Genomic DNA, 16,702 nt, shown 5'->3' with positions numbered 1-16,702 from the left:
CATGAGTCAGGGACGCGAAGCCAAAGTATACGTAAACGGTAGTCTGGTTGGGACACATCCCGACCCGGAACAGCTCGCAGAACAGGTACGACAGGCGCGACGACGGGGGGATGTCTCCCAGATGGTCAACGTCTCGGTCAAGAACCGGACCGGGGAAGTCATCATCAACGCCGACGCTGGCCGTGCCCGACGCCCGCTGCTCGTTGTCGAGGACGGCGAGCCGCTGATGACCGACGAGGAAGTCGAGCAGGTCAAAGAGGGCGAGCTCGAATTCGAGGAGCTCGTCGAGCGCGGCCTCGTCGAGTTCATCGACGCCGAAGAAGAGGAGGACATCCTCGTCGGCGTCGACGAGGACGAACTCACCGAAAACCACACACACCTGGAAGTCGACCCGCAGCTAATGTTCGGTATCGGGGCCGGGATGATTCCTTACCCCGAACACAACGCCTCGCCCCGGATTACGATGGGGTCGGGGATGATCAAACAGTCGCTTGGCCTGCCGTCGGCGAACTACCGTATTCGTCCGGACACTCGCCAGCACCTGCTGCACTACCCGCAGCTGTCGATGGTCAAGACCCAGACCACCGAACAGATCGGCTACGACGACCGCCCCGCGGCACAGAACTTCGTCGTCGCCGTGATGAGCTACGAGGGGTTCAACATCGAGGACGCACTCGTGATGAACCAGGGGTCAGTCGACCGCGCGCTCGCCCGCTCGCACTTCTTCCGTACGTACGAGGGCGAGGAACGGCGCTACCCCGGTGGTCAGGAGGACCGCTTCGAGATTCCCGACGACGAGGTACGGGGCGCACGCGGCGAGGAAGCGTACACGCACCTCGACGACGACGGCCTCGTCAACCCCGAGACGAAGGTCGGCGAGAACGCCGTCCTGCTGGGCAAGACGAGCCCGCCTCGGTTCCTCGAAGAACCGGACGACATGGGCGGTCTCTCACCGCAGAAACGCCGGGAGACGAGCGTGACGATGCGCTCGGGCGAATCCGGCGTCGTGGACACGGTGACGCTGATGGAAGGCGAGGACGGCTCGAAGCTCTCGAAGGTTTCTGTGCGTGACGAGCGCATCCCCGAACTCGGGGACAAGTTCGCGTCACGGCACGGCCAGAAGGGTGTCGTTGGCCACATCGCTCCCCAAGAGGACATGCCATTCACCGAGGAGGGCGTCGTCCCGGACCTCATCATCAATCCGCACGCACTACCGTCGCGGATGACCGTCGGCCACATCCTCGAGATGATCGGCGGGAAGGTCGGTGCGCTCGAAGGCCGCCGCGTCGACGGCACCGCCTTCACCGGCGAGGACGAGGAGGAACTCCGTGGCTCGCTCGAAGAGCACGGCTTCGACTCCAGCGGTAAGGAGACGATGTACTCCGGTGTCACCGGTGAGAAGATCGACGCGGAGATCTTCGTCGGCGACATTTTCTACCAGAAGCTGTACCACATGGTCTCGAACAAGCTGCACGCCCGCTCGCGCGGGCCGGTGCAGGTCCTCACCCGCCAGCCGACCGAAGGGCGCGCCCGCGAAGGTGGCCTCCGTGTGGGTGAGATGGAACGGGACGTGCTCATCGGGCACGGTGCGGCGATGGCGCTCAAGGAACGCCTGCTCGATGAGTCCGACCGCGAGTGGATCAACGTCTGCGGGCAGTGCGGGATGACCGCTGTCGAGAACGTCGAGCAACGGCGCATCTACTGTCCGAACTGTGAGGAGGAGACCGACATCCACGAGGTCGAGATGTCCTACGCGTTCAAGCTCCTGCTCGACGAGATGAAGGCGCTCGGAATCGCCCCGCGGATCGAACTGGAGGACGCAGTATGAGCTCACAACAGACACCCCAGGAAATCGGTCAGCTCAGCTTCGGGCTGATGGACCCAGAGGAGTACCGAGAGATGTCGGCCACGAAAGTGATCACGGCCGACACGTACGACGACGACGGCTTCCCCATCGACATGGGGCTGATGGACCCACGGCTCGGGGTCATCGACCCCGGACTGGAGTGTAAGACCTGCGGGAAACACAGTGGGTCGTGTAACGGCCACTTCGGCCACATCGAACTCGCTGCGCCCGTCATCCACGTCGGCTTCGCGAAGCTCATCCGCCGGCTCCTGCGCGGGACCTGTCGGGAGTGCTCCCGGCTCTGTCTCGACGAGCACGAGCGCGACGAGTTCGCCGACCGACTGACACGGACCCAGGACCTCGGTCGCGACCTCAACGACGTGACGAAGGCCGCCATCCGGCAGGCCCGAAAGAAGGACCGCTGTCCGTTCTGTGGCGAGAAGCAGTACGACATCAAACACGAGAAGCCGACCACGTACTACGAGGTGCAGGACGTGCTGGCCTCGGACTACCCCGAGCGGATCGCCGCCGCGATGGAGGAGTCCGAGGACCCGATTTCGCCCATCGAGCTCTCTGAGGAGACTGGCATCGACAGCAGCCGCGTTCAGGAGATCCTCAGCGGCGAGTTCCGACCGCGTCAGGAGGACCGCCGCGCACTGGAGAAGGCGCTGTCGGTCGACCTGACCGAGGAGGACATGAACAAGCTGATGCCCAGCGACATCCGGGACTGGTTCGAAGACATCCCGGACGAGGACATCGAAGTGCTGGGGATGAAGCCGGCCCGTTCCCGACCGGAGTGGATGATTCTGACGGTGCTGCCGGTGCCGCCGGTCACCGCTCGCCCCTCGATTACGCTGGACAACGGCCAGCGATCCGAGGACGACCTCACCCACAAGCTCGTGGACATCATCCGCATCAATCAGCGGTTCATGGAGAACCGCGAGGCGGGTGCGCCACAGCTGATTATCGAGGACCTCTGGGAACTGCTACAGTACCACGTCACTACGTTCATGGACAACGAGATCTCGGGCACGCCGCCGGCGCGACACCGCTCCGGCCGGCCGCTGAAGACCCTCTCCCAGCGCCTGAAAGGCAAGGAGGGCCGATTCCGTGGCTCGCTGTCCGGGAAACGCGTGAACTTCTCGGCTCGTACCGTCATCTCGCCGGACCCGACGCTCTCGCTGAACGAGGTCGGTGTGCCGGACCGGGTCGCCAAGGAGATGACCCAGACGATGAACGTCACCGAGCGCAACTTGGAGGAAGCGCGACGGTACGTCTCCAACGGGCCTGAAGCCCACCCTGGCGCTAACTACGTCAAGCGGCCGGACGGCCGCCGGCTGAAGGTGACCGAGAAGAACTGCGAGGAACTCGCGGAGAAGGTCGAAGCGGAGTGGGAAGTGTCCCGCCATCTGGTCGACGGTGACATCATCATCTTCAACCGCCAGCCGTCGCTGCACCGGATGTCCATCATGGCCCACGAGGTCGTCGTGATGCCGTACAAGACGTTCCGGCTGAACACGACGGTCTGTCCGCCGTACAACGCTGACTTCGACGGGGACGAGATGAACATGCACGCCCTGCAAAACGAGGAAGCCCGGGCCGAGGCCCGCGTCCTCATGCGCGTGCAGGAACAGATGCTCTCCCCGCGCTTCGGCGAGAACATCATCGGCGCGATTCAGGACCACATCAGCGGGACCTACCTGCTGACCCACACGAATCCGAAGTTCAACGAGACACAGGCGCTGGACCTGCTCCGGGCGACGCGTATCGACGAACTGCCCGAGGCCGACGGCGTCGACGAGAACGGCGAGGAGTACTGGACCGGCCGCTCGCTGTTCTCAGAACTGCTGCCAGACGACCTGAACCTAGAGTTCACGTCCTCCGCCGGCGACACCGTCATCGTCGAGGACGGCCAGATGACTGGCGGCACCATCGACGAGGACGCCGTCGGCGCCTTCGGCGGCGAAATCGTCGACACCATCGCCAAGGACTACTCGCGGACCCGTGCCCGGATTCTCGTCAACGAGGTCTCGGCGCTGGCGATGCGGTCGATCATGCACTTCGGGTTCTCCATCAGCATCGACGACGAGTCCATCCCGCGAGAGGCCGAAGAGCAGATCAACGACGCCATCGACAGCGCGTACGACCGCGTCGAGGAGCTCATCGAGACCTACGACCGCGGCGAGCTCGAATCGCTGCCGGGTCGGACCGTCGACGAGACGCTCGAGATGAAGATCATGCAGACGCTGGGCAAGGCACGTGACTCCGCCGGTGACATCGCCGAGGACCACTTCGGCGAGGACAACCCGGCCGTCATCATGGCCGAGTCCGGTGCGCGTGGGTCGATGCTGAACCTGACCCAGATGGCCGGCTGTGTCGGCCAGCAGGCAGTTCGTGGCGAGCGGATCAACCGCGGCTACGAGAACCGCACCCTCTCACACTTCGAGGAGAACGACCTCTCGGCGGACGCCCACGGCTTCGTGGAGGCCTCCTACCGCTCCGGGCTCGGCCCGAAGGAGTTCTTCTTCCACGCGATGGGTGGCCGCGAGGGTCTGGTCGATACGGCTGTCCGGACGTCGAAGTCCGGATACCTGCAGCGCCGTCTCATCAACGCCCTGTCTGAACTCGAAACGCAGTACGACGGGACCGTCCGGGACACCTCGGACACTATCGTCCAGTTCGAATTCGGCGAGGACGGGACGTCGCCTGTCGACGTGTCCTCGAATCAGGACGGCGACATCGTCGACGTTGAGCAGATCGCCGACAGCGTCCTCGACGAGGAGTTCGAGAGCGAGAAGCAGAAAGAGAGCTTCCTCGGGACCCGCACCGAGCGGACCAACCTCTCGGAGCACGCGGACGACTGGTGGATGGCCGAGGGTGACGACTAACAATGACAGCACACGACGTATCAGCAGACATCGAGGCCGTCGTCGAGGACACTGAGCTGCCGCGACGGCTGAAAGACGAAGTGTACAGCACTATCGAGGAACGCGGCGTCGGCGTCGACGACGCCGATCGCATCGCCAAAGCCGTCGAGACGCGCTACCTCGACACGCGTGTCGACCCGCTGGACCCGGTCGGGACCGTCTCGGCCCAGTCCATCGGTGAACCGGGAACGCAGATGACGATGAACACGTTCCACTATGCGGGGGTCGCCGAGATCGACGTGACACAGGGCCTGCCACGGCTCATCGAGCTGGTGGACGCCCGGAAGACGCCGGACACGCCGATGATGACGGTCCACTTAGACGAGGAGTACGCCGAGGACCGCGAGCGTGCCCACGAGGTCGTCTGGAAGATCGAGGCGACGCGCATCCTCGCGCTGGGCGACATCTCGACGAACGTCGCGGATATGCTCGTTGAGATCGACCTCAATGAGGACACGCTGCTGGAGCGGTGGCCGACGGTCAACGACACGGACGCCATCGCCGAGGAGATCGCCGAGACGATCGAGTCGAACCTCGGCGTCTCGACCCGGCAGGCCGGCACGGTCATCGAGTTCGGCCCGGAGGAACCCAGCTACCGCGACCTGCTGCAGCTGGTCGAGGAGCTACGGGAGATCGTCTTCAAGGGCATCGAAGAGATTACCCGCGTCGTCATCCGCAAGGAGGAGACCGACAACGGCGAGGAGTTCGTCCTCTACACTGAGGGGTCGGACTTCGGCGAAGTGCTGGACATCGAGGGCGTCGACGCCTCCCGAACCACGTGTAACAACATCCACGAGATCTACCGGGAACTCGGCGTCGAAGCGGCCCGCGAGACGCTCATCAACGAGACGATGAACACGCTCGAAGAGCAGGGGCTCGACGACGTGAACGTCCGGCACCTGATGCTCGTGGCCGACATCATGACCAACGAGGGGACTATCGAGTCCATCGGCCGCCACGGCATCTCGGGGTCGAAAGACTCCGTGCTCGCCCGTGCAGCGTTCGAGGTGACGGTCAATCACCTGCTCGACGCCGCCATCCACGGCGAGGTCGACGAACTCGACGGCGTCACGGAGAACGTCATCGTCGGGAAGCCGATCAAACTCGGCACCGGTGACGTCAACCTCCGGATGGGTACGACCCAGGACTGATGCGGGTCGAACTCTCGGACGAAGCACGTCGACTGGTCGCCCTCTTCGAGGACGAGGCAGCCGTCACCGTCCGGGATTGCATCGTCGACGAAGACCACGACCAGGTGGTGTATCTGGTCAAACGCGGGGAGATGGCTGACGCCATCGGCCCGGGCGGCCAGACGGTCGAGCGCGTCGAGGAGCGTCTGGGCCGCGAGGTCAAACTCGTCGAAGCCGCCGAGACAGCCGAGGACTTCGTGGCCAACGCGCTCGCGCCGGCCGCGGTGTACAACGTCACCGTCTCGGAGAACGACGACACCGTCGCCTACGTCGAAGTGGCACAGGAAGACCGCGGGGCTGCAATCGGCCGTGAAGGGCGGAATATCGATGCCGCTCGGCAACTGGCGAAGCGACACTTCGAGATCGACGGTATCGAACTGACCTGAGTGGGGCGGTCCCGCTCGTATCGTCTTTTTCTAAAGCTTACCGGAAAGCGACTGCGTTCAGTCGTCGCCCACTGAGACATCCGACGCGTCGTGCTCGTACACGTCGGTATCACTGTGTGTGGTTCCGCTCTCGACATCGAACGTCTGCAGGAGTTCACTGAGGTCGCCGGCCTGGTCCGACAGGGATTCGATACCGCTGGTGACCTCGTTGATCGTCGCGGTCTGTTCCTCCGCCGCGGCGGCGACGTTCTCGGCGCTTGACGCGGTTTCCTCGCTGATCGTCCCGACCTCGTCGGTCATCGCCACGACTTCCTCCGTCGTCGCGGCCTGTTCGTCGGTAGCGTCGCTGATGGACTGAATGCCGTTGTTTACCTCTTCGACGCGGTCGACGATGGCCTCAAGCGATTCGATGGCGTCGTCGACGGTCTCGATACCATCAGTGACGGAGTCGCCCATCTGTCTGATATCAGTCACCGCATCACCGGTAGTGTCCTGCACGTCTTCGATAACCGTCGAGACTTCCTCGGTGGCTTCGGTCGTCTCCTGTGCGAGACCCTTGATCTCGTCGGCGACGACGGCGAACCCTTCACCCGCTTCCCCGGCGCGGGCGGCTTCGATGGAGGCATTCAGTGCGAGCATGTTCGTCTGTTCGGCGATATCATCGATGAGGTCGACGATGTCGCCGATCTGTTCCATCTCCTCGTCGAGTGACTCGACGCGGTCGATTGTTTCGTCTGCTCGTGCCTCGATATCGTTCATCACCTCGATAGCCTCCGATGCGCGCTCACTGCCGGTTTCGCCGATCTCGGCGGCCTCGTTCGACGTGGCCGCAACCTCGTCGGCCTGTGCTGCGACCTCCTCGACCGTCGCGGAGAGGCCCGACATCTCGTCGACCGTTTCTTCGATGTTCTCGTACTGCGTCTCTGCGCCGTCAGCGATCTCTTGGACGGATTCGCTGACCTCCTCGCTGGCACTACGGACCTCAGTAGCGCTTGCGGTGATCTGGTCGGCGGAGCCGTCGACGTCGTCGGCGAACTCCCGGATACGCATGACTGTCTGGCCGAGCTGGGCGAGCATATCGTTGAACGCCGCGGCGATATCGGCCATCGCATCGTTGTCCGTGTCGGTATCCAGCCGCTGAGTGAGGTCGCCGTCGGCTGCTTTCCGCATCACGGCCGAGAACTCCTCGGCCTGCTGTTCGAGCGTGCCTGCTATCTCTTCAGCCTCCGCTTTGGATTCCTCGGCCTCCTCCTGGGCCTGTTCGAGGTCGCTGATGAACGATTCGAGGTTCCCGTGCATGTTCGACAGCGACGTTCCGAGTTGGCCGGGGACATCCTCGTCGAGTGCGGGGTCGTCGAACGCCTGTCTGGAGAGCGCGTCCGCCTGTGCGGCGACGGTGTCGAGATACGTCTTCATATCGTAGAAGGCGTTCTGGACGTCGCCGACCTCGTCGAGGCGGTCAGACTGTTCGATGTCGGTGTCGAAGTTCCCAACCGCGAGGGCTTCCGCCTGTGTCGAGAGCCGTCTGAGTGACTGCATGATGCCGCGACCGACAAGAACGCCGATAAGGGCAAACCCAGCCAGCGAGACGCCGATGATGGCAATGAAGCTCCCTTGAATACTGTCACGTAGTGCGAAGGCGGTCGATTTCGGGGCCTGCTTGATGACAATCCATGGCGTGTCGTCGACGGACTCCGCGGCGACCAGATACGACCCGCTCCGGGCCACGCCGCTGTCTTCCGCTGTGAGTGCGGTCAGGTTGGCGGAGACGTTGTACTGCGTGCCGATGGTCGAGGCGTCCTCGGCAAACTGGACCGTCCCGTCCTGTCGGATGATCCGCGTTTCACCGCCCTCGATGGAGTTGCGGAACTGGGCCGTCCGCGCGGTCACGTTGTGGACAACGACGACCAGTTTGTCGCTTCGGGCGACCGGGCTCGCGAAGGCGATGTACTTCCCCCCATCGTAGGTGTACACTTTCGACATATCGACCGAGTTCGACCCGGTGACCGAGAGGCTCCCGCCTTCCCACGCGAAGTCGTCCGTCCGGAGCGACGTCTCCCGTCGGTCGCTCAGCGACGATTCTCTGATTTCCAGAGTCTCTTCATTGACGTAGTGGATGGCGTACACCGAGTCCGGCTGGTAGAACGCTTGCCGCTGTAACGCGCCACGGATCATCGTCGGACTCCCCTCCTGAACGTCGGACAGCGTCGAGAGGGTTCGCGCGGCGTTTCGCTGGCTCCGAACCCAGTCAGCCGTTGTCGTGGCCGTCTGGACGGCTCCGGTCTGCAGTTCGTTCTCGCGCTGTTCTGTCAGTTCGTCTGCAACCGTCCGCTCCGCGGTGACGCTAACACCTGCAACGAGCAGGGCGATACAGAGAATGATAAGCGCCAGCTTCCGGAGATACGTTTGCCGGACGACATCTGGGAGACGTTGTTCAAGTTTCATAGCTACTACGGCAGGTCTGTCTGAATAACTCAAGCGCCGGTACTAGAAACCACCTGCCCAGTTATCACACCTGATTCCGTACGCGCGTGCTGTCCCCTCCGTTTGACGGGCTGTGGCACCGTGACCTGTGGCTTCTGGCGTGCAGACTGTTGGCTATGCGGCTGTGAATTGCCTTGTCAATTCAGGCTATCTCTCCATCGAAGTGGTTACCGCCGATAGTATCAGTCGACTCCGACACGCGGACGAGGTTGTAGAGAGCAGGTTCCCGACGGACGGCGGGAGTACTACGTGACACCTCATCCCGGCTGAAACACCGTGCTGACCGTTTCTCTCCCGCTGTCGTGGTCCGCTGCTCGCGTTATTCACCGCACTTTTCACTCGTCTATGCCACAGAACGCCACACACGCCGACGCTACCGGCTGAGTCCGAAAGAGGAGTCTTAAGTACCTCCGAAAGGTACCAGTGCCTACTATGGCGAACGGCAAGTACGCCGCGCGCAAGCTCAAGAAGGACCGCCAGAAACACCGGTGGTCCGACACTGACTACGCGCGTCGCGAACGCGGCCTGGGCAAGAAGTCCGACCCACTCGAGGGTGCGCCCCAGGGACGAGGTATCGTACTGGAGAAAGTCGGAATCGAGGCCAAGCAGCCTAACTCCGCTATCCGGAAGTGTGTCCGCGTCCAGCTCATCAAGAACGGTAAGCAGGTCACCGCGTTCTGTCCCGGTGACGGCGCTATCTCTTTCATTGACGAGCACGACGAGGTCACGATCGCGGGTATCGGCGGGGCGAAGGGCCGCGCGATGGGCGACCTCTCCGGTGTCAACTACAAGGTCGAGAAGGTCAACGGTGTCTCTCTCATCGAACTCGTTCGCGGGAACGCGGAGAAACCGGTCCGATAACCATGAGTGCAGAAGATACACCCGAGGCTGACGCTGACGCGGCTGAGGAAGGCGAGTCGGAGACGGCTCGCGCGAAGCTGTTCGGCGAGTGGGAGATCACGGACATCGAGTACTCCGACCCCTCGACCGAGCGCTACATCACTGTCACGCCGATCGCCCACACGATGGGGCGTCACGCGGACAAGCAGTTCAAGAAAAGCGAGATCAGCATCGTCGAACGGCTCATCAACCGCCTGATGCAGACCGACGAGAACACGGGCAAGAAGCAGCTCGCGACCTCAATCGTCACTGAGGCGTTCGAAATCGTTCACGAACGCACCGACGAGAACCCGATTCAGGTGCTCGTCAGTGCTGTCGAGAACAGCGCCCCACGAGAGGAGACCGTCCGCCTGAAATACGGTGGCATCTCGGTCCCGAAGGCTGTCGACGTCGCGCCACAGCGCCGTGTCGACCAGGCCCTGAAGTTCATCGCCGAGGGCGTGTACGGTGGCTCGTTCAAGACCACCACGAGTGCCGCCGAGGCGCTCGCACAGCAGCTCATCGGTGCTGCTAACGACGACGTTCAGGCCTACGCGGTTAACCAGAAAGAAGAAAAAGAACGCGTCGCGGCTGCCGCTCGCTAATCCGGCTGTCTCCGACATCTTTATTCTTCTTTGTTCTGCAGTGAAATCTCTGCGAAAACCGTGCCGGGATGCCCGGTCTCGCCCCAAGTATCTTCGCGTGCTCGCTGGTACCGGGGCCACTGGGCTGGCCGGCTGTCGCGGTGAGTCCGGGACACAGGACGAGTCCTCGGACTCGACACCGACGGCAGGCTCGGCACGGGCGGTCGGCGGAAACGCGCTCTGTGAACCACTGGCTATATTTCGGTTGACGAGAGAGGGAGACCCATGGCAACAGAGCAATCCGTCGACCTTGTCGACGACGAGACTGTGGGTTTGTTCACGAAGGCGGTGCTGCTTGCGGCGCTGACTGCGGCGCTCGCACAGATATCGATCCCGCTCCCGGGGACGCTGCCGCCGTTCTCGCTGCAGCCCTTCGGGATGTTCTTCGCCGGCCTACTGCTGGGGCCGCTGTGGGGCGGCGTCGCCCTGCTGTTGTACGTCCTTGTCGGTATCGCCGGCGCGCCGGTGTTCTCGAACGCGAACGCGGGCCTTGGCTACGTCATCGCCGGGCAGGGGACCGGCGGCTTCCTCGTCGGCTTCCTGGTCGGTGCGGTCGTCGCCGGCGCTATCGCGCACCGGCGCATAGCACCGAAACCGATCGCCGACCTCTCTGTCCCGGTACAGGTCGTCGCACTCGTCGCAGCAGTCGCCGTTGTCTACGCTATCGGCATCCCGTGGCTGGCAGTAGTCACCGGGCTGCCGTTCGCCCGCGCCGCGGCTACCATGGCTCCGTTCATTCCATTCGACCTCCTGAAGCTCGGTATCGCGATCGCCATCGTGCAGGGTGGGTATCTCGCCGGTCGATGATCGAGGTCAGCGACCTGCGCTATCGGTACGGCGATGTCGATGTCCTCGATGGGGTCACACTGTCGATACCTGATGGCCAGTACTGTCTGCTCGTCGGGCCGAACGGGAGCGGCAAGACGACGCTCGTCCGGCATCTCAACGCCCTGCTGACGCCCGACGCCGGAACGGTCACCGTCGACGGGACCGACGTGACGGACGACCCCGTCGTCGCCCGGACACGTATCGGGATGGTGTTTCAGCACCCCCGCGACCAGTTCGTCGCTGCGACCGTGGCGGCTGACGTGGCCTTCGGCCCGGAGAACCTCGGGCTCGACAGGGCTGAGATCGATCGCCGGGTCGACACGGCACTCGACGCTGTCGACCTCGGTGACGCCGCCGAGAGCCGTATCGACGCTCTCTCGGGCGGCGAACAGGCCCGCGTCGCCATCGCCGGGGCACTCGCCATGGAACCGGACTACCTCGTGCTCGACGAACCGCTCGTCGGACTGGACTGGCCGGCGAGGCAGTCAGTACTCGACCACCTCGACGCGCTCGCCGCTGATGGCACGGGTGTCATTGTCGTCACGCACGACCTCCGGGACCTCCACGAGCGGGCCGACCGCCTCGTCGCACTGCACGAGGGGCAGGTCGTTCTCGATGCGCCGCCAGCCGAGGCGCTCGATACCCTTCCGGACCTCGGCATCAGAGACCCACGATGTTGAGCTACCGACCCGGCTCGACGGTCGCACATCGGCTGGACCCGCGGTCGAAGCTCCTATTTCAGTTCGGGTTCGCTATCGCTGCGGTCGCTCATCCAACGCTCCTGTGGCTCGTCGGGACGACCGCGTTCGCGCTGTGTGCGCTCGCGGCGGCCCGGCTCTCGCCGCTGGCCGTTCTGCGCTCGTATCGGATCGTCCTTGCCGTGCTGGCGCTGGCCCCGTTCGTCGCCGGTGTGGCGCTTGGCCCACCGTGGTTTCGGGTCGACCCGGCGCTCCGCTCGGCGCTGCACGTCGGACGTATCCTCCCGGTGTTGCTCGTCAGTGCCGCCTATCTCACGTCGACGCCGGTTCGGGACACACGGGCGGCGGTCCAGCGTCTGATACCCGGGAAGCCGGGTCAGATTCTCGGCATCGGGATGGCGCTCGTCGTCCGGTTGTTCCCGCTGGTGCTCGCTGACGTTCGGGAGGTGCGTGACGCCATCCACGCTCGTGGCGGCGAGGCCCGCCCGCTCCGAGATCGCGTTCGGTTGCTCGCCGTCCGGTCGCTGGAACGGACGCTCGACCGCTCGGACCGGCTTTCGGTCGCCCTGCGGGCCCGCTGTTTCGCGTGGAACCCGACGCTGCCGCCGCTTGCCTTCGACCGTCGTGACTACCCGGTGCTCGCTGTCGGTATCGCGTTGGCGGTATCGCCGCTCGTCTCGGTTTAGCCGGTCGCCTGCGTTGACTCGGCGTTTGTCTCACTTTCTCGGGGCTGTTGTTCGAGGGCAGTCTCCACCCACTCCGGACGCGTGACCGTCTCCGGGTCGGTGTTGAACCGAACAGTGCTGTTGGCGACAGCCGGCGCGCCGTCCCGCATCCCGGCGTAACGTACCGATGCGCGCTTGAGAACCCCCGTCCCGATGACGACCGCTCGGATGCGACTCGTTTCGACACGGTCCAGATCCGTGCTCGTTCCCAACTCCTCACTCAGGTTCCGTGATTCAAGTGCGTACGTCGGCGGGTCGGCGTCGGTGTCGCTGGCGACGATGGCCGCGTTCTCGTCCGATAACGTCCTCGCGACGTTGTACGCGGTCCGCCGGTACGGATACCGCCGGTGGGACTCCCCGACTCTGTACCGCGTCGTCCCGTTTGCATACTGAAGACGGAGAACGTGAACAGACTCGTTAGTCCACGCGCGTCTGCTGACGATAGCGTCACCGCCGCCCCGGTCAGGCTCTGTCCGGTGACGCCACGAGAGAATCACGCCGTCGGCTCCCACCATCCGACCCTGCTCCAGCCGTCGCACTATCGTCCCGTTGGCGAACTGGACGGTTCGGGCGACCGTGACAGTGTAGCTCCTGTTCGTCAGCCGCCGCTCGTGGGCGCTGCCGAGCCGCTCGGGGTCGCTGATGCTGTTGGCAGTGACACCTGGCGGCAGGCTCGGGTCCGGCGTGGGGACCGGGGCGGGCGTCACGGTCCGCTCGCCGCCGTTTGGGCTGGCAGTGCTGAAGGCAGTACAGCCTCCAAGGACGACGAGCGAAACCAGAGCGATTCCGACAACGAGTGAGCGGGGTTGCACGAGCGGGCCTTCGAACGCTTGGTTGAATTGGTCTTCGGCGGTCAACTACGGGCCAGAACGAACACGCGCCGGTCTGTCACTCCACGATATCGACGCCGGTAATCTCGAACCGTGCGCCGCCCTCGCTCCCCTCGTCGATAGTCACCGTCCAGTCGTGAGCGTCGGCGATTTCCGCGACGATCCAGAGCCCGAACCCCGTCCCGGCGTCTGATGTCGAGTATCCCGTTTCGAACACGCGCGACCGGTTCGCCTCGTCGATACCCTCGCCGTCGTCTTCGACGTAGAAGCCGTCGTCAAGCTCTCCGATGGTGACTACCACGTCGTCACCGCCGTGTTCGACGCTGTTGCTGAACAGGTTCTCGAGCAGCTGTTCCAATCGGCTCCTGTCGGCACGAACGACGGCGTCCGTCTCGACAGCGAGTTCGGCGTCGCTGGTTTCGACGTTGTGCCAGCACTGTTCGGCCGTGTCCGTGAGTGCCACGACGCCGGCGTCAACCGTCGACTGCTCGTCGCGTGCGGCCGCGAGCAGGTCGTCGATGAGCGTCCGCATCCGTTCGAGCGCGTCACTGGCGCTGTCGAGGTGTTCACTGTCGGACTCCTGCTGGGCCAGTTCGATGCGTCCCTCGGCGACGGATAGCGGGTTCCTGAGGTCGTGGCTGACGATGCTCGTGAACTCTTCAAGACGTTCGTTTGTCTCCTCCAGCTCCTGCTCGCGGCGCTTGCGTTCGGTGATGTCACGGTCGATACCGATCGCCCGGACTGGAGCCCCGTCGCCGTCGGATTCGACGCGGCCCTTCGCCTCCATCCAGCGGACCTCGCCGTCACGGATGATTCGGAACTCGGCTTCGTACGTGCCAGTCTCGGTCGCCGATTCGATGCGTGCCGCTACGTCCCGCTGGTCCTCGGGATGGACCAGCGGTAAAAACTCGTCCAGCGACTCGATGTCGGTGCCATACAGTGTTTCGGACCCGGGGTAGTACGACAGGCCGCCGGACTCGAATTCGCGGTCCCAGACGACCGTATTCGTGGTCTCTAGCGCGATTTCCATCCGCTCGCGAGCCCCCTCCAGTTCGCGCTCCCGGAGCTTTCGGTCCGTGATATCCTGGACAGAGCCACGGAGTTTGACAACGTCGCCGTTCTCGGTGACCGGTTCACACAGCGCGCGGACCCACCGGAAGTGGTCTTCGTCTCCGATACGCACCTCCATGTCGTACCCCTCAGCCGTTTCTATCGCTCGATGGAACTCAGCCATGACCGCTTCCCTATCGTCGGGGTGGTACAGGTCGACGATGGATTCGACGCTCAGTTCGTCATCCGGCGTCAACCCATGTATCTGATAGAACTCGCTTGTCACCGTCATTTCCGGCGGGTCGGTTGTCACGTCTATCTCCCAGCCGCCGACACTCGCGATCCGCTGGGCCTGGTCGAGGAGTTCCTTCGTCCGGGTAAGTTCCTGCTCGCGTGCCTTCCGTTCGGTGATATCCCGACCGATACCGGCCAGCATCGGATTTCCGTCGGGGTCCTCGACGCGGGTCGCCGTGAACTCGTGAGGGATCTGATCTCCCGATTTCGTAATAAACGGGACCTCCACGCGGGTGGTATCACCCTCGAACACCGATTCGATCGCGGCCAGAACAAGGTCTCGATGCTCTTCCGGGAAGAATTCAGCTCCATGGGTTCCGGCGACTTCGGCAGCCGTGTAGCCAGTCACGTTCAGCAGACTCTCGTTCCAGCGCCGGAAGCGGCCATCGCTATCGAGGACATAGAACACGTCATCGATGGCGTCCAGCATGTCGTCGGTGTACTCCTTGTACCGTTCGAGCCGCTCCTCGCGCTGCTGACGTTCGAGTTCGTAGCTCACCCACTGCGCCGCGAGATGAACGAACGTCTTCTCGTCCTCGGTGAACGGCGTCTCGCGAGACGATCGGTCGACGAAACAGAGTGTCCCCGAGTGCGTATCGCAGACGCGGACCTCGCCGCTGATGTACGTCTCGAATTCCCATCGTTCGTACGCTGGATCGGACGCCCAGCCCTCTTCGGACGCTTCTGCGATTGCCATGACGCTTCCCGCGTCGGTCATCTTCCGGCAGTACGACTCCGACAGCGGCGTGACAGTTCCCGGCGTGAGCCGTTCGTCGCTCCCGCTCGCATAGCGAATAGTGAACTCGTCGCGGTCAGCATCGTTCGAGGACAGGAACGCGCCGGCGGTCCCGAGACGCTCCCGGCCCAGATCCAGAACCGCCTGAATCTTCTCTTCGAACGAGGCGTCGGCGTCGGCGCTGATTTCGTAGAGTTTCCGGAGCGTCTGGTTGTGCTCCGCGAGCTGGTTCTTCGTGGCTTCGAGTTCGCGCTCGTGGTTCCGCCGCTCGGTGATGTCACGAGCGAATCCGGCCACGCGAACTATCTCGCCGGCGTCGTTCGTGATCGGCTCACCCTGTATCCAAACCCAGCGCTGATACTCCTCTGTTGCGTTGACACGGCATTCAACGTCAGCCGATTCGCCGTTCATGAGGCTCCGCATCGTGTCTTTCATCAGTTCGCGGTCCTCGGGGTGGATGCCGTTTAGGAAGTCGTACGGGTTGTCACGGAGCTTGGCCACCGACCGCCCCCAGATGTCCTCGTAGGCTGAGTTGATCACGAGGACTTCGCTCAGGTCGGCGGTGAACTCCCAGAGGATGTCGTGGGTCGCCTCGGTGAGTTCACGGACGCGGCGCTCTGACTCGGCGGCTTGTCGTTTCGCGCGGTACTCGGAGACCGCGTTTTCGATGCGGTTGGCCAGCAGTTCGTACACCTCGACGCCGAACGACTTCTGTAGATAGTCGGTAACGCCCATCGAGATCGCTTCGCTGGCTACCTCTTCGCTCCCTTTGCCAGTGAACAGAATGAACGGCAGATCCGGGTTCGTCTCCCGAATCGCGTCGAGCAGTTCGATGCCGTTCATCTTCGGCATATCGTAGTCGGAGACGACAGCGTCGAACCCGTCTTCGGCGAGCCGGTCGAGCCCGTCTCGTGCGCTGGTCGCGGTTTCGACGGAGATCCGGTCGTCCGCGGCCTCCAGGGAATCCGCTGCGACAGCCACGAAATCGCGATCGTCGTCGATGTGTAACACCCGAATTTGTTCGCCGACGACATCGGTTTCCCCGTCGAGATGTCGGCCACGAAGCGCCTCGGTCATAGTCAGCTAGTTCACAAGTCCATGCAAAAACAGTTCTGCCGGTTAATCCGTGTTCGCGCGTGAGCGAAGACGGCAGTCATTGACGGCGAGGCCCTACCTGCGTGTGAC

Annotated in this window: 12 protein-coding genes; 9 read left to right on the top strand and 3 right to left on the bottom strand. The window is 63.6% G+C overall.

Annotation, left to right across the window (positions count from 1 at the left end):
• The first annotated feature begins 1 nt into the window (after position 1).
• The 4 genes from rpoB to ACYJ11_RS05245 are packed head-to-tail and all read left to right on the top strand — an operon-like array spanning position 2 to position 6,349.
• On the top strand, positions 2 to 1,828 hold the full coding sequence (gene rpoB / locus ACYJ11_RS05260) for a DNA-directed RNA polymerase subunit B (protein ID WP_004515445.1): 1,827 nt from the start codon (positions 2 to 4) through the stop codon (positions 1,826 to 1,828).
• Positions 1,825 to 4,734 carry a DNA-directed RNA polymerase subunit A' gene (locus ACYJ11_RS05255; RefSeq protein WP_461646983.1) on the top strand — a complete coding sequence of 970 codons (2,910 nt, stop codon included), beginning with the start codon at positions 1,825 to 1,827 and terminating at the stop codon, positions 4,732 to 4,734. Before rpoB ends, ACYJ11_RS05255 begins: the two co-directional genes overlap by 4 nt.
• A 2-nt stretch (positions 4,735 to 4,736) precedes the next feature.
• Entirely contained in the window at positions 4,737 to 5,924 is a 1,188-nt protein-coding gene (gene rpoA2 / locus ACYJ11_RS05250) for a DNA-directed RNA polymerase subunit A'' (protein ID WP_188975357.1), read from the top strand.
• Complete coding sequence (locus ACYJ11_RS05245) at positions 5,924 to 6,349, top strand: NusA-like transcription termination signal-binding factor (protein WP_005537133.1); 426 nt, start codon at positions 5,924 to 5,926, stop codon at positions 6,347 to 6,349. Before rpoA2 ends, ACYJ11_RS05245 begins: the two co-directional genes overlap by 1 nt.
• A 57-nt stretch (positions 6,350 to 6,406) precedes the next feature.
• Here ACYJ11_RS05245 and ACYJ11_RS05240 read toward each other — a convergent pair whose 3' ends face one another.
• Complete coding sequence (locus ACYJ11_RS05240) at positions 6,407 to 8,794, bottom strand: methyl-accepting chemotaxis protein (RefSeq protein ID WP_461646982.1); 2,388 nt, start codon at positions 8,792 to 8,794, stop codon at positions 6,407 to 6,409.
• A 471-nt stretch (positions 8,795 to 9,265) separates the two neighbouring features.
• On the opposite strand from ACYJ11_RS05240, the gene ACYJ11_RS05235 reads away from it, so the two are divergent.
• The 5 genes from ACYJ11_RS05235 to ACYJ11_RS05215 all read left to right on the top strand — a co-directional run bounded on the left by ACYJ11_RS05235 (position 9,266) and on the right by ACYJ11_RS05215 (position 12,568).
• A complete protein-coding gene (locus ACYJ11_RS05235; protein WP_004515440.1) occupies positions 9,266 to 9,694 on the top strand; it encodes a 30S ribosomal protein S12 in 429 nt (142 codons plus the stop codon).
• Positions 9,695 to 9,696: 2 nt separating this feature from the next.
• Positions 9,697 to 10,317 (top strand): 30S ribosomal protein S7, encoded by a 621-nt coding sequence (locus ACYJ11_RS05230; protein ID WP_170096830.1) that lies wholly within the window; start codon positions 9,697 to 9,699, stop codon positions 10,315 to 10,317.
• A 264-nt stretch (positions 10,318 to 10,581) separates the two neighbouring features.
• The gene (locus ACYJ11_RS05225) at positions 10,582 to 11,163 is read left to right on the top strand and encodes a biotin transporter BioY (RefSeq protein WP_461646981.1); all 582 of its coding nucleotides are present in this window, start codon (positions 10,582 to 10,584) and stop codon (positions 11,161 to 11,163) included.
• Positions 11,160 to 11,864: an energy-coupling factor ABC transporter ATP-binding protein gene (locus ACYJ11_RS05220; protein WP_461646980.1), complete on the top strand. Its 705-nt coding sequence runs from the start codon at positions 11,160 to 11,162 to the stop codon at positions 11,862 to 11,864. Before ACYJ11_RS05225 ends, ACYJ11_RS05220 begins: the two co-directional genes overlap by 4 nt.
• Positions 11,858 to 12,568 carry an energy-coupling factor transporter transmembrane component T family protein gene (locus ACYJ11_RS05215; protein ID WP_461646979.1) on the top strand — a complete coding sequence of 237 codons (711 nt, stop codon included), beginning with the start codon at positions 11,858 to 11,860 and terminating at the stop codon, positions 12,566 to 12,568. Before ACYJ11_RS05220 ends, ACYJ11_RS05215 begins: the two co-directional genes overlap by 7 nt.
• On the opposite strand, the gene ACYJ11_RS05210 is transcribed toward ACYJ11_RS05215, so the two are convergent.
• Together ACYJ11_RS05210 and ACYJ11_RS05205 are read right to left on the bottom strand one after the other, a co-directional pair.
• Positions 12,565 to 13,464 carry a hypothetical protein gene (locus tag ACYJ11_RS05210; RefSeq protein WP_461646978.1) on the bottom strand — a complete coding sequence of 300 codons (900 nt, stop codon included), beginning with the start codon at positions 13,462 to 13,464 and terminating at the stop codon, positions 12,565 to 12,567. The genes ACYJ11_RS05215 and ACYJ11_RS05210 overlap by 4 nt on opposite strands.
• 31 nt (positions 13,465 to 13,495) lie before the next feature.
• Entirely contained in the window at positions 13,496 to 16,594 is a 3,099-nt protein-coding gene (locus tag ACYJ11_RS05205) for a PAS domain S-box protein (RefSeq protein ID WP_461646977.1), read from the bottom strand.
• Positions 16,595 to 16,702: the final 108 nt, after the last annotated feature.

The organism is Haloarcula sp. H-GB5, assembly GCF_054850705.1.
Note: the sequence above shows the minus strand (reverse complement) of the source record. Positions and strands in the feature narration are given on the sequence as shown.

Bases quoted from the DNA above. Each gene is read 5' to 3' on its own strand.
- rpoA2 (WP_188975357.1), top strand. From the start codon at position 4,737: ATGACAGCACACGACGTATCAGCAGACATCGAGGCCGTCGTCGAGGAC.
- rpoB (WP_004515445.1), top strand. From the start codon at position 2: ATGAGTCAGGGACGCGAAGCCAAAGTATACGTAAACGGTAGTCTGGTT.
- ACYJ11_RS05230 (WP_170096830.1), top strand. From the start codon at position 9,697: ATGAGTGCAGAAGATACACCCGAGGCTGACGCTGACGCGGCTGAGGAA.
- ACYJ11_RS05245 (WP_005537133.1), top strand. From the start codon at position 5,924: ATGCGGGTCGAACTCTCGGACGAAGCACGTCGACTGGTCGCCCTCTTC.
- ACYJ11_RS05205 (WP_461646977.1), bottom strand. From the start codon at position 16,594: ATGACCGAGGCGCTTCGTGGCCGACATCTCGACGGGGAAACCGATGTC.
- ACYJ11_RS05240 (WP_461646982.1), bottom strand. From the start codon at position 8,794: ATGAAACTTGAACAACGTCTCCCAGATGTCGTCCGGCAAACGTATCTC.
- ACYJ11_RS05255 (WP_461646983.1), top strand. From the start codon at position 1,825: ATGAGCTCACAACAGACACCCCAGGAAATCGGTCAGCTCAGCTTCGGG.
- ACYJ11_RS05225 (WP_461646981.1), top strand. From the start codon at position 10,582: ATGGCAACAGAGCAATCCGTCGACCTTGTCGACGACGAGACTGTGGGT.
- ACYJ11_RS05235 (WP_004515440.1), top strand. From the start codon at position 9,266: ATGGCGAACGGCAAGTACGCCGCGCGCAAGCTCAAGAAGGACCGCCAG.
- ACYJ11_RS05220 (WP_461646980.1), top strand. From the start codon at position 11,160: ATGATCGAGGTCAGCGACCTGCGCTATCGGTACGGCGATGTCGATGTC.
- ACYJ11_RS05215 (WP_461646979.1), top strand. From the start codon at position 11,858: ATGTTGAGCTACCGACCCGGCTCGACGGTCGCACATCGGCTGGACCCG.